The organism is Candidatus Zixiibacteriota bacterium (genome assembly GCA_040752815.1).
GTDB lineage: Bacteria > Zixibacteria > MSB-5A5 > GN15 > FEB-12 > JAGGTI01.
Map to the genome: position 1 here is coordinate 10,057 of JBFMGC010000038.1, position 16,586 is coordinate 26,642.

Consider the following 16,586-nt stretch of genomic DNA (forward strand, 5'->3'; position numbering starts at 1 on the left):
CGGCGGGGAGTAACCAGGGCCCGGTCCGGCGCCATTTGTCGGGCCACAACCATGAGGTATCGCGACATGCTTTCCAAGGTTCTCTCGGCGGCTACGCTCGGTGTCGACGCTTATGAGGTTGAGGTCGAAGCCGATATCCAACAACAACTTCCGCTGTTTATTACGGTGGGTTTGCCTGACGGTGCGGTGCGCGAGTCCAAAGAGCGGGTCACCGCCGCAATCAAAAACTCCGACTTCATCTTCCCGGCCAAGAAGGTCACGATTAACCTGGCCCCGGCGGATATCAAAAAAGAGGGTTCGGCGTTCGATCTTCCGATCGCGGTCGGCATACTCGCCGCCACTGGCCAGATACTGTGTGACCGGTTCGACGAATACGTGATGTTGGGCGAGCTTTCGCTCGACGGGGCGCTGCGCCCTGTGCCGGGAGTTCTGCCGATGGCGATGAGTTTCAATCCTGAGTCGAAGGTACGGGGAATCCTGGTGCCGGCGGAGAACGCCTGCGAGGCCGCGATGGCCGACACGGTGCCGGTGTACCCGGTAAAGTCGCTCAAGGAAGCGGTGCACTTTTTCGAGGACCAGACCACAATCAGCCCGCACAAGATCGACATTAAGTCGGTATTCGACAGTGCTCGCACCTATCCGTTCGACTTCTCCGATGTCAAGGGACAGGAAACCGCCAAGCGGGCGCTCGAGGTCGCCGCGGCGGGCGGTCATAACGTGATCATGATCGGCCCGCCCGGCTCCGGCAAGACGATGCTGGCGCGTCGCCTGCCGACCGTCCTGCCTGACATGACTCTCGGTGAGGCGCTTGAAACCACGAAGATACATTCGGTCGCCGGGCGCCTCCCCGCCGACTCGGCACTGGTAGCCACGCGTCCTGCCCGCTCGCCGCATCATACGATTTCATACGCGGGACTGATCGGCGGCGGGGCAATTCCGAAACCGGGTGAGGTGTCGCTCGCTCACAACGGCGTGTTGTTTCTGGACGAACTTCCTGAATTCAAGAAAGACATTCTGGAAATGCTGCGCCAGCCTATGGAGGACAACCACGTGACCATCTCGCGCGCGGCGACCACGCTCACCTACCCGGCCCGTTTCATGCTGGTGGCTGCCATGAACCCGTGCCCGTGCGGCTACAACGGCGACCTCGGCCATGAATGCAAATGCACCGGCAGCGAGATTCAGCGGTACATGTCGCGGATCTCCGGGCCGCTTCTGGACAGAATCGATATTCATGTCTCGGTACCCTCGGTGAAGTTCAAGGAGTTGTCATCGGATACGAGAGGTGAGAAGTCCGAGCTGATACGCGCCCGGGTCAATTCGGCCCGGCAGCGGCAGCTTGATCGGTTTAAGGGCGAAAAGTCGCTCTACTCGAATGCCCAGATGGAATCGCGTGATATTCGCCGGTTCTGTCAACTTGACGACAAGTCACAAGCGCTTCTGGCGTTGGCGATCAAACAGCAGGGGTTGTCGGCGCGGGCGTACGACCGCATCCTGAAAGTCTCGCGCACGATTGCCGATCTTGATAACTCCGATGACATCCAGATGGGCCATGTCGCCGAGGCGATTCACTACCGGACTCTGGACCGGCACTTGTGGTTGTGACCATGCGGAGCCGTGGATCCGGCTGAAGTGGCTGTCGATCGCCTGCAGTTGGTTCGACCGCCACCGTATTGATTTGACAAAGCGACTTTACTCGCTACCTTACCCCCGCAATGTCGGTGGAACTAAACCAGAGTCGCGTTGAAAAGCTTCTTCTCGAGGCCGCCCGCTCGTTCAATACCACGCTCGAGTACGAGGAACTGATCGAGGCCGCTCTCAGGCTGGTCATGGCCGCGGTCGGCTGCGAGGGCGCCGCCATTTACCGCCACGATCCGGACCCGCGCGAGCGGCGCACGCGCTTCATGTCGTATCATAACGGCCATATGATCACGATCGGCCGCGAGCCGAGCGCGGGAGTCGTGGGCTGGATTCTCGAAAACCGCGAACCGGTGGTGATAAACAATGCCGCTGAGGATCCTCGTCTCGACCAGGAGATGGGCCGAATTACCGGGCTGCCCGCGCGATCGCTGCTGGCGCTGCCGTTAATCGGTCGCGATAAACTTATCGGCGTGGTTGAGGCGGTCAATAAACTGCATGGGGAGTTCGATCAGACTGACCTGGACATGCTCAGCGGGCTGAATCATCAGATCGCGGTGGCGATTGACAACGCCTACTTGTATCGTGAGGCCAAGCGAGAGGCTCTGGAAAAATCGCTGCTCTATGAGATCGGGCAGAAACTGTCCGGCAAGCTGTCGCTCCAGGAAGTGCTGGCCGCGATTCTGGATTCGTTGAAACAGGTCGTGAAATTCGAATCGGGCGGCGTGTTTCTTTGCGATGAGCGTGGACTGGACCTCAATGCCATCTATACGGTCGGCTATTCGGCCGAGGCATCGAATACGCTGCACATGAAGTGCGACGAGGGCCTGGTCGGCGCGGCCGCTACCTCGGGCAAGGAGATAATCGTTGACGATGTCACCGCCGACCCGCGCTATGTTCAGGCGGTTGCCACTACTCGCAGCGAAATCGCGGTGCCGATAAAGGTCGACGATCGGGTGATCGGAGTCATCAATCTTGAATCCAACGACCACAACGCCTTCGACCGTCGCCACATTTCATTGATTCGCGCATTCGCGGCACAAGCGGGGATGTCGATCGAACGGGCCAGGATGCATGAGCGGAACCTGCAGGCCAAACAGCTCCAGGCGCAGCTCGAGGTCGCCCGCGACACCCAGCGCACCTTCCTGCCCAAACGCGATCCGGTCGTGCCGGGATACGACATAAGCGGGCACAACACTTCGTCCGGCCAGGTCGGCGGCGACTACTACGATTTCATCCGCATTGTCGACAGCCATCTGGGTATCGCTATCGCCGATGTCAGCGGCAAGGGGATGCCGGCGGCGCTGATTATGGCATCGTTCCGCGCGTCGTTGATTGCCGAAATCCGCAACAACTACTCGATTCGCACGATCGGCCAGAAAGTCAATTCGCTGCTGTGCGAGTCGCTCGAACCGGGGATGTACGTGACCGCGGTCTATGGTGTGCTGGACACTAACAATCATATCTTCACGTTTGCCAATTTCGGCCACAACCCGCCGCTCTGGTTCAAGAAGGACGGTACGGTGGAGCCGCTTGTAGAGGGGGGCGTGATCCTTGGTGTCAACAAGCAGGCGACTTTCGAGGAACGCGCCTTCATGATCCAGCCGGGTGAGATGGTTGTCATGTACACCGACGGTGTCACGGAGGTATTCGACGATACCGGTCGCGAATTCGGCCGTGCGGGACTGACCGAAGTTGTGCAGAAGAACCGGACTCGCCGGAGTGCTGAGATTGCCGATGCCATTCGCGAGGCGGTGTATGCCTACGCCGGCCCGAAGCATATCTTTGATGACATCACGGTGGTGGTGATAAAGAGGTTGTAGTGCAGCCGTGGGCGGTAAAGCCTGCCCCGGATCAAGTCCGGGGCAGACTCGGCCGCCCACGGCCGTAACAGCCAAGAATGTCGGGTTTGCCGCTCTAAAAATCCATGCGGCGAACCCGACCCACAAACGTTATATTTCTCCTGCGATGAAGTTTGCCTCCACAGGAGACGCCCATGGCTCTGAAAACGTACCAGCAATATATCGACTCCCTCAAAAAACTCCGGCCCATTATCTACAAGTTCGATGAACTGATCGAAGATGTCACCGTGCATCCGGCTACCCGTCGGACTGTCGAGGGTCACGCCTGGACCTTCAAGGCGGCGCACGATGACAGGCTGCGCGACAAGGTGACCACGGTCTCGCACCTCACCGGTGAGCCGATTTCGCGGTATCTCTCGATCATTCAATCCCCTGAAGACATGTACGCCAATTCGGATATGAAGCGGCTGATGTTTCATCTCACCGGCACCTGCACCGGCGGGCGGTGCGCGGGCTGGTCGGCGCTCAACGCCATGTTCGTTACTACCTGGGAAATGGATCGCGATCTCGGCACTGATTACCACCAGCGCCTTCTCGCCTGGCTCAGAGACGCCCAGGCGCGAGATATCACCATCTCAGGTGCGCTGACCGACGCCAAGGGCGACCGCACCAAGGCGCCATCGCAACAGGCCGACAAAGATGTTTTCCTTCATCTGGTCGAAAAGCGACCGGACGGAATTGTAGTTCGCGGCGCCAAGCTGATGATCTGCGGCGTGGCGGCCGCCCAGGAGATATTTATCCTGCCCGGTTCGGCCTACAAAGAGGAAGATGCCGACTGTGCGGTTTCATTCGTGATTCCAAGAGATATCAAGGGGCTGACTATAGTCGAAACCCGACACCCGAGCGATACGCGGGACGAGGAGGAGGGGTTTGACAATCCGGTGCGCGAGGGAGGTATCACGCAGGCGTTTCTGCTCTTCGAAGACGTGTTCGTGCCAAGAGAGCGCGTCTTCATGTGCGGTGAGACCAAATACACGATGGCGGCGGTCAGTTATTTCATCATGCCGTACCGCTCGGCTATCGGCGGCTGCGTGGCCGGACAGGGGGATATCAAAATCGGCTCGGCTTTACTGACCGCCCGCACAAACGGACTTGCGGATAAGGTCTTCCGCGAGAAGGTGACCAGAATGGTTATCAACAACGAGACCACTTACGCAGTCGGTATCGCCGCGGCGGCACGTGGGAAGAAACATCCGTCGGGTGCCTGGTTGTGCGATCCGCTCCTGGCCAATGTCAACAAAGTTCACGTCGCAACTCTGCCGTACGAGACCTCGGTGCTGGCGCAGGATATAGCGGGCGGAATCGCCGAAACCGGATGCATGCCGTCGTACAAAGATTTCGAGTCCCAAAAGTACGGCCACCTGATCAAGAAGTACCTGACTGCAAAACACTCGGCCGATTCCCGCGCGCGGGCGGCGCGCCTGGTCGAGTGGACCACGATCGGCGGCGGGGTCCCCGGCTGCATGCACGGGGGCGGGTCGCCCGACGGTGCCAAGCTGGTCATAAACGCGACCGCCAAACTGGAAGAGAAAGTCCAGATCGCCAGAAAAGTGGCGGGAATAGTCGAAGAGATTCCTGATCCGGGTCGGAAATGATGTGGCAAGGCGTTGTCTTACAACCGGATACTCCAGCTGTGCCTGGGCGTCGGCTACTCCGGTGGTCTCGTTCCCGAGACCAAAAGAGGTTGGCTTAGTCTAATTCGGCTTGACGGGGGAGAGAAGAAGCAGTAAAATAATAGACTTGACCATTTGGGCCCATAGCTCAGTTGGTTAGAGCAGCTGACTCATAATCAGCGGGTCGTAGGTTCAAGTCCTACTGGGCCCAGATTGTGGGCACGGATAGGACTGAAAATGGGCAATTAGCTCAGCTGGTTAGAGCGTTCGGTTCACATCCGAGAGGTCACTGGTTCGAGTCCAGTATTGCCCATATAGAGAAAGATGATGGCAGTAATAACAAGGTACAGACCGGCCGTTTTGCCCGAGTATCGCAAAAAAACGGCTGGTCGACAAAGCGAGGAACAAACCGCATTTCCCTATACTCTGTGGGAAATGCGGTTTTTTGTTAGCTATGACTCAACCCACTAAGGAGGCCTTGCCCGTGCGCAACGATCTCGAGTTGCTGTTGAAACTTCAGGTCATCGATTACGATCTCGGCGAACTGGAACGCTCCAAAGACTACCTCCCCGACATGATGGAGAACCTTAACCGCGAAATCCAGGAGGCCAAGCAGAAAGTCATCGACACCGCCAGCGCTCTCGACGAGGCCAGGATGACGCGCAAGCGGCTCGAACTGGAAATCAAAGCCAGGGAAAGCGAGCTCCAAAAGTACCAGCAGCAGATGATGTCAATCAAAACCAACCGTGAGTACGACGCCCTGGTGGCTGAAATCGACAATATCAAGGCGGCGATTTCCAACCACGAGACCGACCTGCTCAAAACTATGGACCTGATCGACCAGCTCGACAAGGAGGGCAACCTGTGGCGGGAAAAAGAAGCCTCCATCATCGAGAACAATCAGAAGCAGCTCCAGGTGTTGCAGGAGAAGATGGATTCGATCGGCGATAAAGTCTCCGAGAAGAAAGGTTCCCGACAGGAAATCGTTCAAAGCATCTCCACCGGCGTGATGGCTACTTATGAGCGGGTGCGCAAGGGGCGGGGTGGCCGCGCCGTGGTGGTAGTTAAGAAAAAGGCGTGCAGCTCCTGTTTCAAGTCGCTTACCCCAAAGAAGATTCAGGAGATCAAGCGGGCCGATCACGTGTACACCTGCGACTACTGCGGCTGCCTCCTGTACTGGGATGAGGAGGAGTCGCCCTGATTTTCACCTGGGCCGAACGAAATCTCGAAAGCAAATGATCGATGGCTGAGTTGCTCCCCAAGACCGCACTGGCGTTCGACGATATCCTTCTCGTGCCGGCGTACTCTGAGGTGTTGCCCAAGGATGTTGATATCGCGGTTGAAATCGCGCCGGGTATCAAGCTGAATATCCCGATTATCTCGGCCGCAATGGATACTGTCACCGAGGCGGACTTGGCAATAGCGCTGGCCCGTCAGGGCGGTATCGGGGTGATTCATAAGAACATGTCGCCGGAGCGGCAGGCGGCGGAGGTCGACAAAGTTAAGCGGTCCGAATCCGGCATGATAGTCGATCCGATCACGCTTACTCCGGAAAAAACGGTCGGTGATGCCCTCCAGGTAATGCAGAAATTCTCCATTTCAGGAATTCCGATCACCAAGGGCGAGCGCCTCGTCGGCATTTTGACCAACCGCGATCTCAGGTTCATTCGTGATACGTCGCTGCCGATCGCCGATGTCATGACCCACGAAAATCTAGTCACAGTGCCCGAGGGGACCGACATCGAGACGGCCAAGGATATACTCCATAAACACCGCATCGAAAAAGTCCTGATAGTCGATGAGCAGTACCGGCTCAAGGGGATGATCACGGTCAAGGACATCATGAAGAAGATTCAGTACCCGGCGGCCGCCAAGGACGATCGTGGGCGGCTTCGGGTGGCAGCGGCGGTGGGAATCGGCGGCGACAGTGACATTCGGGCTGAGGCCCTGATTGCCGCCGGGGCTGACCTTCTGGTAATCGACAGTTCGCACGGCCACAGCAAGGGCGTGCTGAAGATGGTGGAGCAGCTCAAGAAGAAGTCCTCGGTGCCGGTAATGGCGGGCAACGTGGCCACCGGGCCAGGCGTGCAGGCGTTAATCGCCGCCGGCGCCGACTGTGTCAAAGTGGGAATCGGCCCGGGTTCGATTTGTACGACCCGCGTGGTCACCGGGGCCGGAATGCCCCAGGTGAGTGCCATTCTGAACGGAGTAGAGATGGCCGCCAAAAAAGGGACGCCGGTGATAGCCGACGGCGGCATTCGCTATTCCGGCGACATAACCAAGGCTCTCGCCTGCGGAGCTCATGCGGTAATGATCGGGTCGCTGCTGGCCGGGGTCGAGGAATCCCCCGGTGAAACGGTCCTTTTCGAGGGGCGGTCGTTCAAAATGTACCGTGGCATGGGCTCGATCGGAGCTATGCAGAAAGGTAGCTCCGACCGGTATTTCCAGGAGCATCACCTGGAGGCGGGCAAGTTTGTGCCCGAAGGTGTCGAGGGGCGTGTCCCTTACAAAGGCCACCTGGCCGATCTCATTTACCAACTGGTCGGTGGCCTGAGAGCCGGCATGGGCCTCTGCGGGGCCAGAAATCTTGCGGAACTTCGGCGCGATGCGCAGTTTGTACAAATTACAGGGGCCGGATTGGCGGAATCTCATCCCCATTCCGTGCCGATAACTAAAGAAGCGCCCAACTACCGGCGGATACTCTGATTGTCGGGCGCTACCTGAATTGGAAAGTGTTTGTGTTTGGTGATATTAACTTGAGACGACGGAAGTAGAAGGAGCAGTCGCGCTTTAGACCGACGTTTAGAGTGAGGAAAGTCCGAGCTCCACAGAATCGGGGCGCCCGGTAACGCCGGGGCGGAGCGATCCGACGGAAAGTGCCACAGAAACATACCGCCCCGACTTAGTCGGGGTAAGGGTGAAATCGCGGTGTAAGAGACCACGGCCGCGCCCAGTGATGGGCCGGTGGGCAAACCCCGCCCGGAGCAAGGCCAAATAAGGGAAGAGGAGTTGATTCGCTCCGCTTTGATTCCCGGGTAGGCCGCAGGAGCAGACCGGGCAACCGGCTGCCCAGATCAATGACTGCAGTCCCTCTCGCAGGGATGAACAGAACTCGGCTTATCTTCTGCTTTCGCTGCCTCGCTGCTTTTGGAGGCATACATGAGCCTGGTGAATAAGACCACCTCCCCCCGGTGGGAACTGGTCGGCTCCCCCGATTATAAGCTTGTGGACAGGCTCGTCCAGGAGACCTCGCTCCCCCGCAACATAGTCAAAATCCTGGTTACCCGCGGACTCGACACCCCCGAAACGATCCACCGCTTCCTCGAACCCAGCCTGAGCGATCTCAAGGATCCATTCGAGATGACCGGCATGGAACAGGGGATCGATCGGGTCACCGGGGCGCTCTACAACAACGAGAAGATTCTGATTTACGGCGATTACGATGTCGACGGCATCACGGCCACGGCGCTGCTCTATCTGGTCCTCAACAAGCTGGGTGCGAACGCCGATTTCTACCTGCCCAATCGTCTGACCGAAGGGTACGGCCTCTCGCCCGACGGGATCGACCTCGCCCGTCAGAGCGGCGTTACCCTTCTGGTTACCGTTGATACCGGTATTACCGCAGTGGCCGAGATCAAGTACGCCGCATCGCTCGGTATCGACGTAGTCGTGACCGATCATCATGAACCGGCCAACGAGCTCCCCCCGGCATTGGCTATCATAAACCCCAAGCAGTTCGCCTGTGACTACGGCGGGGAGCTGTCCGGGGTGGGGGTCGCCTACAAGTTCGCACAGGCGCTCTATCGCCGCCTCGGCCAGGACGAAAACGAGCTCCACGAGCACCTCGATCTGGTCGCGCTGGGGACATCGGCGGATATCGTGCCGCTCGTTGACGAGAATCGGGTTCTGACCAAGTTCGGCATCAAGCAAATTGCCCGCACGACCAAGCCGGGAATCAAGTCGCTGGCGTTCGTCTCGGGACTTATGGGGAAAGAGATCGGCACCGGCCAGGTGGTGTTTATCCTGGCGCCGCGCCTGAATGCGATTGGTCGACTCGGCGACGCCCGCCAGGCGGCCCGGCTTCTGGCCACACGCGACGAGCGGCTGGCGTCGGATATCGCCCGCAAGCTCGACAGCGAGAACCGTCGGCGCAAGGAGATCGACGAGCAGACGCTTCAGGAGGCGCTCGCCCAGATGGAAGACACGGTCGATCTCGAGCATGACAAGGCGATCGTGCTGGCGGCCGAGGGGTGGCACCAGGGCGTTATCGGGATTGTCGCCAGCCGTTTGGTTGAGCGCTATCATCTGCCGACAGTAATGATCGCCATCAGCGACGGCGAGGGCAAAGGTTCGGCCCGCTCGATCCCCGGTTTCCACCTGTGTGAAGCACTTAAGCAGTGCGAGCACCTGCTTATGCGCTACGGCGGGCACAAGTATGCGGCGGGGCTTTCGATCAAGGCAGAAAACATCCCCGCCTTCCGCGAACGCTTCAAGGAAGTCTCCGGTGAAAATCTGTCCAAGGACGACACCACCCCGAAGCTCAATATCGACCTGGAAATCGAACTGCACGACATCACCGACAACTTCGTGAGCATTCTTGAGCAGTTCGCGCCCTTCGGCCCGCAGAATATGAGGCCGATCTTCCTGACCCGTAACTGCGAGATAGTCGACACACCCTATGTGGTGGGCAGCAACCACCTCAAGATGCAGCTCGGCAAGGACGGGGCGGTGGTCGACGTAATAGGTTTCGGCTTTGGCCACATGGCACGCGAATTGTCGCACCGCGGTTGCCTGGTCGACGTGGTTTACGCGCTCGAGTTCAACACCTACCGGGGCATTACCAAGGTTCAGATGCGCCTTCGCGACATCAAGCCGACTATCGGTGAATTCTCGACCGGATACTGACGAAATGACCCTATTGGAGCGGTTCGAACAGGGCGATATCCGGGCGCTCTCGCGCCTGGTTTCCTACGTTGAGAACCGGGGCGAGCGGTTTCAGGAACTGCTCGGACGACTGTATCCGCGAGCGGGGCGCTCCATTCGAATTGGGGTCACCGGGCCGCCCGGCGCCGGCAAGTCTACTCTGGTGAACGGACTCGCGCGGCTGTTTCTCGAACGGAAACAGAAAGTCGGGATCATTGCGGTCGATCCCACCTCGCCATTCACCGGCGGGGCACTGCTGGGCGACCGGGTCCGGATGAACGATTTTCCCACCGACGGCAGTGTTTATTTCCGCTCCATGGCCACCCGCGGCGCTACCGGTGGACTGGCCGCCGCAACCGATAACGTGGCGATTCTCTACGATGCTTTCGGGTTTGACGTTACGCTCATCGAGACCGTGGGGGTCGGCCAGGTAGAGCTGGATATCATCGACACCTGCGATGTGGTTATCGTGGTGATTGTGCCGGAGTCCGGCGACGCTGTCCAGATGCTGAAGGCGGGACTGATGGAGATCGCCGACATCTTCTGCCTGAACAAGGCCGACCGCCCCGGCGCGGAGCGGCTCGCCGCCGATCTACGCCGCACCCTCGAAACCCAGCAATGGGTGGCTCACTCGCGCCACAGAGCGGGCGCGATCAGCCCGCAGCGCCACACGCTGACAAGTCACGTCAACGACGGGAACCGCGTCACGCCGATTATTTCGACCGAGGCAATAAACAACCGGAATATCGACAAGCTCTTCGCGGCTGCGCTCGATCATATCGAGCAGAGCCGGCAGAGCGGCCTGTTCGACCAGAACCGGCGCCGCCGTCTCCGCAAGAAGATTCTGAACATTCTCATCCATCGTTTCCAGGGCGAGTTCATCAACGAACTCGCCACCGAGGCCGAACTCGACCGGGCAATCGAAAGCATACGCAACGGCCGGACTAACCCGTATCAGATCAGCGACCAGCTATACCGGCAATTCCTGAGCCGCTCGTAAGCGGATAACCGGCGGTGGGCACTGCCGGCCGCAAGAGTGGGTCGAACTTTTTTCGCAACCAGTGCTTCAGACTTTCGTCTACCTGTAAGGATGCACGCTTAGGCCCCTTGGGAAAGGCGGCATCATAACACACATCGCCGGCCTGCGCCGGCTACGGTTGGAGGAAGGCCGCGTGAAGACGCTGGACGCTCACAGCGTATCGGCATTCGTGCTGATACTGGCTGCGGGCACTCTGACCTCTGCAGGGGAAAGCGACAGTTCTGAAACCACGACCCGGATCGTTCCGGAGATCCGGGCCCTGAGAGCAAATCCGCACCCGCCGGCTATCGACGGCGATCTTGAAGACCCGGTGTGGACCGGTTCGGATATCCAAAAAGTGGGGGGGTTCATCCAGACCGATCCCGATGAAGGCAAACCCCAGTCCGAATCTACGTTCGTGGCGGTTGTCTATGACGAGAAGGCAATTTATGCCGCCTTCTGGTGCTACGACTCGGAGCCGGAGAAGATCACGAGCCAGTTGGCGCGCCGGGATCGCCTGTCCCAATCCGATCTCGTGAGTATTCGCCTGGATCCCTATCATGATCACCGCTCCGGATACCTGTTCAATGTGAGCGCCGCCGGCACGCAGCGCGACCTGCGAATTTACGATAACACCAACACCGATGAATCCTGGGACGGCGTCTGGATGGCGGCTGTTCGCAGACAACCATGGGGTTGGTCGGCCGAGTTCGAAATCCCGTATCACTGTCTCCGCTTTCCCGAGCTGGAGGAGCACGTCTGGGGAGTGGACTTCACTCGCTGGGTCGCGCGCAAGAACGAATTCACGCAGTGGGCGTTCGTACCCTCCAAGGAGGGGGGATTTGCATCGAACTTCGGCCATCTCACCGGCCTGTCTGATATCCAGCCGACACGACATCTCGAAGTCCTGCCTTATGCTGTCTCGAGCATGGAGAGCCGGCCGTCGGTGCGATGGAACGATGGCCGTGACCTGCTCGGCAACGCCGGAATGGACATCAAATACGGCCTATCGACCAACCTGACACTTGATGCCACTATCAACCCTGATTTCGGTCAGGTGGAACTTGACCAGCCGGTGCTGAACCTCTCGGTCTTTGAGACCTACTTCCCCGAGAAGCGGCCCTTCTTCATGGAAGGTGCCGACTTGTTTCGCACCGAGTTTCAGATGTTCTATTCACGCCGTATTGGTCGCAACCCGGCTTATGATGTCGATGATCCGGCTTTCTTCCATGAAATCCATCGCCCTCGCGCCAGCACTATCCTTGGTGCGGCAAAATTGACCGGCAAGCTGGCGGGAAGAACATCTGTCGCTGTGCTCGGCGCTGTTACTCAGAGAGAACGGGCGAGGTATGCGGCGATCGACTCGGTATTCAATGTCGAAACCGACTCTGTCGGCGACACTACAAATGCCGACACCACGTTTGCGTTTCGCGACGGAGTGGTGGAGCCGCCGGCCGGATACACGGTCTTCCGTGTGAAGCAGGACGTGCTGGCGAATTCGCACGTAGGCGCAGTTGTTACCCTGGCGAGTCAGGACACCCGCCATGCGGCGGTCACCGGCGGTCTGGACTGGCGGCTCTTTACGAATAACAGCGCCTGGTACGTACGCGGGCAGAGCGTTTTCAGCAGAGTCGATCCGGAGCATGTCGGATTCGGACTCGATCTGACCTTAGGCAAAGACGCCGGAAAGCACGTGCGTGGGGCGGTCGGTATCACTGTCAAGGATCCGCATTTTCAAATCAATCGCCTCGGGTTCACCGAGCGCAACAATATCCGCAACACTTATCTCTGGATGCAGTACCGCACTAATGATGACTGGTGGATTGTCCGCAACAGTCGGAACAATGTCAACTTCTACTATACCGAGAACTACGCGGGGGCGGTGATCACTCGCGGCGGGAATATCAACTTCTATATCGAGTTCATCAATAACTGGTCGATGGGCGGCGGCGCGGAGGTGCAGGCCGAGAAGTACAGCGACCTGGAAACCAGGGGCAACGGTCTCTGGGTGTGGCCGGGCAACCCGACGTACAGTTGGTGGTTCAATGTCGAAACCGACCCACGCAAGAAGGTCTCGGTTTTGTGGAATCCTGGCTCAGGCGGCGATCGCGGGGGCTCCTGGTGGGCGAACTATGTCGGGGTCAATTTCAGACCACAGACCAACATAGAGTTTTCGCTCGGCTCGAACTACGTGCGCAATCTGGGCAACACCCGATGGGTAAGAAATATCTCCGCCGACCAATCAACTGCCCCTAACGCGCCGGACACCTCGATATTCGCTGACCTCGACAAGGACCAGATCAGCCTCTACGCCAGCGCGGGCGTGGTGTTCCACCGCAACCTGTCGTGTCAGCTTTCGGCGCGGGGGTTGATCTCCGGGCTCGACTATCGCAACTATCGCCCTTATTTTGGAGAAAACCAATACGGTCCCTACCGCTACGATCTCAATCACGATTTCGCTTTCGGTTCACTCAATTCGACGTTCCTATTTCGCTGGGAGTACCGCCCCGGCAGCACGCTGTATGTAGTGTGGACAAGATCGAAATCAGACTATGATCCGGCCGCCAATGATCTGGATCTCAAGCGTGATTTAGACCGCTTCTTCTCGGTCGGTTCGGAGAATCTCTTTCTGATCAAAGCGAGTTACTGGTTTAATCTGTAACGATGGCGCCACGTGGGCGGCCCGCTTCGGCGGGTCCCCGTGCGCCCCGACTTGGGGCAGACCGGAGGTCTGCCGCCCACGGAAACAACGCCCGCCAAATTCCATTAGTAAAACCGCAGTTTACATTAGTAAAACCGCAGTTTACCTTCGTGGGCGGCACACGTCCTCGTGTGCCCCTGACCCGGGGCAGACCGGAGGTCTGCCGCCCACGAGCTTAAAACCCCCCGTTGCCTATCCCCCCGCGACTCATATATTTACAGCAACTGAAACACCCCCGCCGTTAAGCTCTGGCGGGGGGAAACCGATAATTCTAAGAGTATGGATCAGGATTTTCTCATCCAGGAGATCACCAAGGCTGAGACCCAAAAACAGGCCCGCAAGGTCCTGCAACATCGGGATCGCAAACCGCTCTGGCGTGAGTATGTCGAAACGGCGGTCCTGGCCCTGGTGGCGGCCATCCTGCTGCGCATTTTCGTCGTTTCGGCCTACCGGGTGAACTCGGCGTCGATGGAAGACACTCTCCTTAACGGCGACTACATCTTCGTCAACAAACTCGCCTACGAGTTCGGCACCGAGCCGCAGGTCGGGGACATTATCGTCTTCCAGTATCCCAACAATCCGGACAAGAAGTACATCAAGCGGATTGTGGCCGGGCCGGAGCAGACGGTTCAGATAGCGGACAAAATTGTCTATGTCGACGGCCAGATCGCGCCTATTCCCGGACTGTCCAAGAACATCGACCAGAAGGTCATCCCCGGCGACCTGTCCTTCCGCGACAATTTCGGGCCGTACGAGGTGCCGTCGGGACAGTACTTCGTCATGGGTGACAACCGCGACGACAGTCGCGACTCCCGTTTCTGGGGCTCGGTGCCTCGCCAGAACATCCAGGGCAAGGCGCTGTTCATCTACTGGTCGTGGATGCCGCTCGATGATACTCCCGGATGGGACTTCCCATACGTGCACAACGTCGTCCAGTGGGTCGGGCACTTTTTGTATAACTTCCCGTCCCAGATCCGCTGGGAGCGACTTGGCGCCGCTATCTGACGCATGCCGTTCGGTCTTTATCTTCACTTCCCCTTCTGCCGCCACAAGTGCGGCTACTGCGATTTCTATAAAGAGCACTACGACAGCCTGCTCGAATCACGCTTTTATGACGCTCTGTGCATAGAGTCCGAACTTGCCGCTCAGACTCTGCACGATCGCGGCTATCGAATCGCGACTCTGTATATCGGCGGCGGGACACCGTCGCTGACCACACTCGATAGGTTTCGCGCCTGGCTGGAGAAGGTTTACAGGCTGTTTCCACACGAAGAGGAGATCGAGTTCTCGTTCGAGATCAACCCGGAATCATGCAGCCGTGGGCTGCTTCAGGCGCTGCTTGAGATAGGCGTCAACCGGCCGGTGTTCGGAGTGCAATCGTTCGATAGCGGGCTTCTGAAACTGCTCTCGCGCAAACATGAACTCCAGCAGGTACACGAGGCGGTTTATCTCGCCAACGCGCTCGGCTATGACAACTACGGCTGCGATTTGCTTTATGCCATGCCGGGGCAGACCGGGAAGATGCTCTCGTCGGACCTCGACCAGATGACCGATCTCGGCCCGCCGCACATTTCGTTCTATCAGTTGACTGCCGAGGAGGGGACCGAGCTCGACCGGATGGTTAAGCGAGGCAAGGTAAAGCTGCCCGATCTGGATTTCGCGCAGACGTTATACTCGGCGGGGTATGAACACTTCAAAGCGCGCGGCTACGAGCGGTACGAGGTCTGCTCGTTTGTGAGAGCTGATCAAGCCACAGAAGACGTAGGGCAGGAGCCCCGTGCTCCTGCCACCAATGGCAGGACCGCAGGGGTCCTGCCCTACGAATCCAAAGCACCGCGCCGCCTCCCCGCCCACGCCTGCCGCCACAACCTGAACTACTGGACCGGCGGCGAATATCTCGGCCTCGGCCCGGCGGCGCATTCCTTTATCGACGGCCGACGTTTCTCAAATGTCGCTAATCTCTATGAGTACATGGAAACGCTGGAGCACGGCCGCCGCCCGACAATCGAGGACCGCTCCGGTGAGAAAGAACGAATCTTCGAGGCGATCATGCTAGGCTTGCGCACCGCACGCGGCATCGACCGGGCGTCGTTCGAGCGCCGTTTCCATCGCCCGCTGTCCGACTTACTTGATCCCAGCCAATACGACCTTCTACTAAACTCCGGCCATCTTGTCGACACCGGCGATTTTCTTCGTCTCTCTGACGAGGCTTTGATCCTCGCGGATGAGATAACACAGAGACTGGCGAAATAAACGGGTGGCCCGCCCTACGGGTGGGAAGGAGTGAGAAACCCACCCGAAGGGTGGGCCACCCGGCGCCGGCGGCTTCCTCCGCCTCTCCGACGAGGCTTTGATCCTCGCGGATGAGATTACGCAGAGCTTGGCGCGATAACAACGGCGCGCAAGCGCCGTCATCCCGGCGGAAGCCGGGAACCAGGTGTGCTGGCAAGGGATACGATGTCAGTATTCGAGATGATCTCGTAGCGATTAGAGCAACTGTAGGTCGGGTTCGTCCGCCGCGGCGGACAAACCCGACATCCTCCGCAAACAACCAGATGTCGGGTTTCTCGCACCAATGGTCAATGCTCGGAACCCGACCTAGCACTGCTCGCCGTGGCGGGGTTTCGACAACGGGGCCAACGGCCATAAGGCCGTCACCCTCGGCCGCGACCGAGGGTCCAGTTGTGTTCGCCGATCACCGACCTCATGCCAAATACCAATTGCACTTTGTCGCTTTGAACATAGAGTCACCTCGCTGGCAACCACACCTGGGCGCCCGCTTGCGCGAGCGTGACGGGACAGGGGTCCCCGCCATATTATTACGTGCCGTT

10 protein-coding genes, 2 tRNA genes and 1 other RNA gene are annotated in these 16,586 nt (G+C 58.7%); all 13 read left to right on the top strand.

All coding sequences use genetic code 11. The features are described from left to right. Positions 1-66: 66 nt before the first annotated feature. The 13 genes from AB1772_09660 (at position 67) to AB1772_09720 (ending at position 16,008) form a co-directional block, all read left to right on the top strand. Positions 67-1,605 (top strand): YifB family Mg chelatase-like AAA ATPase, encoded by a 1,539-nt coding sequence (locus AB1772_09660; GenBank protein ID MEW5796613.1) that lies wholly within the window; start codon positions 67-69, stop codon positions 1,603-1,605. Positions 1,606-1,715: 110 nt separating this feature from the next. After that, entirely contained in the window at positions 1,716-3,461 is a 1,746-nt protein-coding gene (locus AB1772_09665) for a SpoIIE family protein phosphatase (protein ID MEW5796614.1), read from the top strand. A gap of 173 nt (positions 3,462-3,634) precedes the next feature. Next, on the top strand, positions 3,635-5,095 hold the full coding sequence (locus AB1772_09670; GenBank protein MEW5796615.1) for a 4-hydroxyphenylacetate 3-hydroxylase N-terminal domain-containing protein: 1,461 nt from the start codon (positions 3,635-3,637) through the stop codon (positions 5,093-5,095). Between the two features lie 155 nt (positions 5,096-5,250). Beyond that, positions 5,251-5,324: transfer RNA gene (locus tag AB1772_09675), tRNA-Ile, on the top strand. Positions 5,325-5,352: 28 nt separating this feature from the next. Then, a tRNA-Val gene (locus AB1772_09680) sits at positions 5,353-5,426 on the top strand. A gap of 171 nt (positions 5,427-5,597) precedes the next feature. Next, positions 5,598-6,314 (top strand): C4-type zinc ribbon domain-containing protein, encoded by a 717-nt coding sequence (locus AB1772_09685; GenBank protein MEW5796616.1) that lies wholly within the window; start codon positions 5,598-5,600, stop codon positions 6,312-6,314. 41 nt (positions 6,315-6,355) lie between these two features. Continuing rightward, the gene (gene guaB / locus AB1772_09690; GenBank protein ID MEW5796617.1) at positions 6,356-7,819 is read left to right on the top strand and encodes an IMP dehydrogenase; all 1,464 of its coding nucleotides are present in this window, start codon (positions 6,356-6,358) and stop codon (positions 7,817-7,819) included. 61 nt (positions 7,820-7,880) lie between these two features. Then, positions 7,881-8,248: RNase P RNA component class A (gene rnpB, locus AB1772_09695), an RNA gene on the top strand. A gap of 24 nt (positions 8,249-8,272) precedes the next feature. Next, positions 8,273-10,018: a single-stranded-DNA-specific exonuclease RecJ gene (gene recJ / locus AB1772_09700; GenBank protein ID MEW5796618.1), complete on the top strand. Its 1,746-nt coding sequence runs from the start codon at positions 8,273-8,275 to the stop codon at positions 10,016-10,018. A gap of 4 nt (positions 10,019-10,022) precedes the next feature. Next, positions 10,023-11,036, top strand: a complete 1,014-nt coding sequence (gene meaB / locus AB1772_09705; GenBank protein ID MEW5796619.1) for a methylmalonyl Co-A mutase-associated GTPase MeaB — start codon at positions 10,023-10,025, stop codon at positions 11,034-11,036. Positions 11,037-11,208: 172 nt separating this feature from the next. Next, on the top strand, positions 11,209-13,716 hold the full coding sequence (locus AB1772_09710; protein ID MEW5796620.1) for a DUF5916 domain-containing protein: 2,508 nt from the start codon (positions 11,209-11,211) through the stop codon (positions 13,714-13,716). A 318-nt stretch (positions 13,717-14,034) separates the two neighbouring features. Then, positions 14,035-14,760, top strand: a complete 726-nt coding sequence (lepB, locus tag AB1772_09715; protein MEW5796621.1) for a signal peptidase I — start codon at positions 14,035-14,037, stop codon at positions 14,758-14,760. Positions 14,761-14,763: 3 nt separating this feature from the next. After that, the gene (locus AB1772_09720) at positions 14,764-16,008 is read left to right on the top strand and encodes a coproporphyrinogen-III oxidase family protein (protein MEW5796622.1); all 1,245 of its coding nucleotides are present in this window, start codon (positions 14,764-14,766) and stop codon (positions 16,006-16,008) included. The last annotated feature ends 578 nt before the right edge of the window (positions 16,009-16,586 follow it).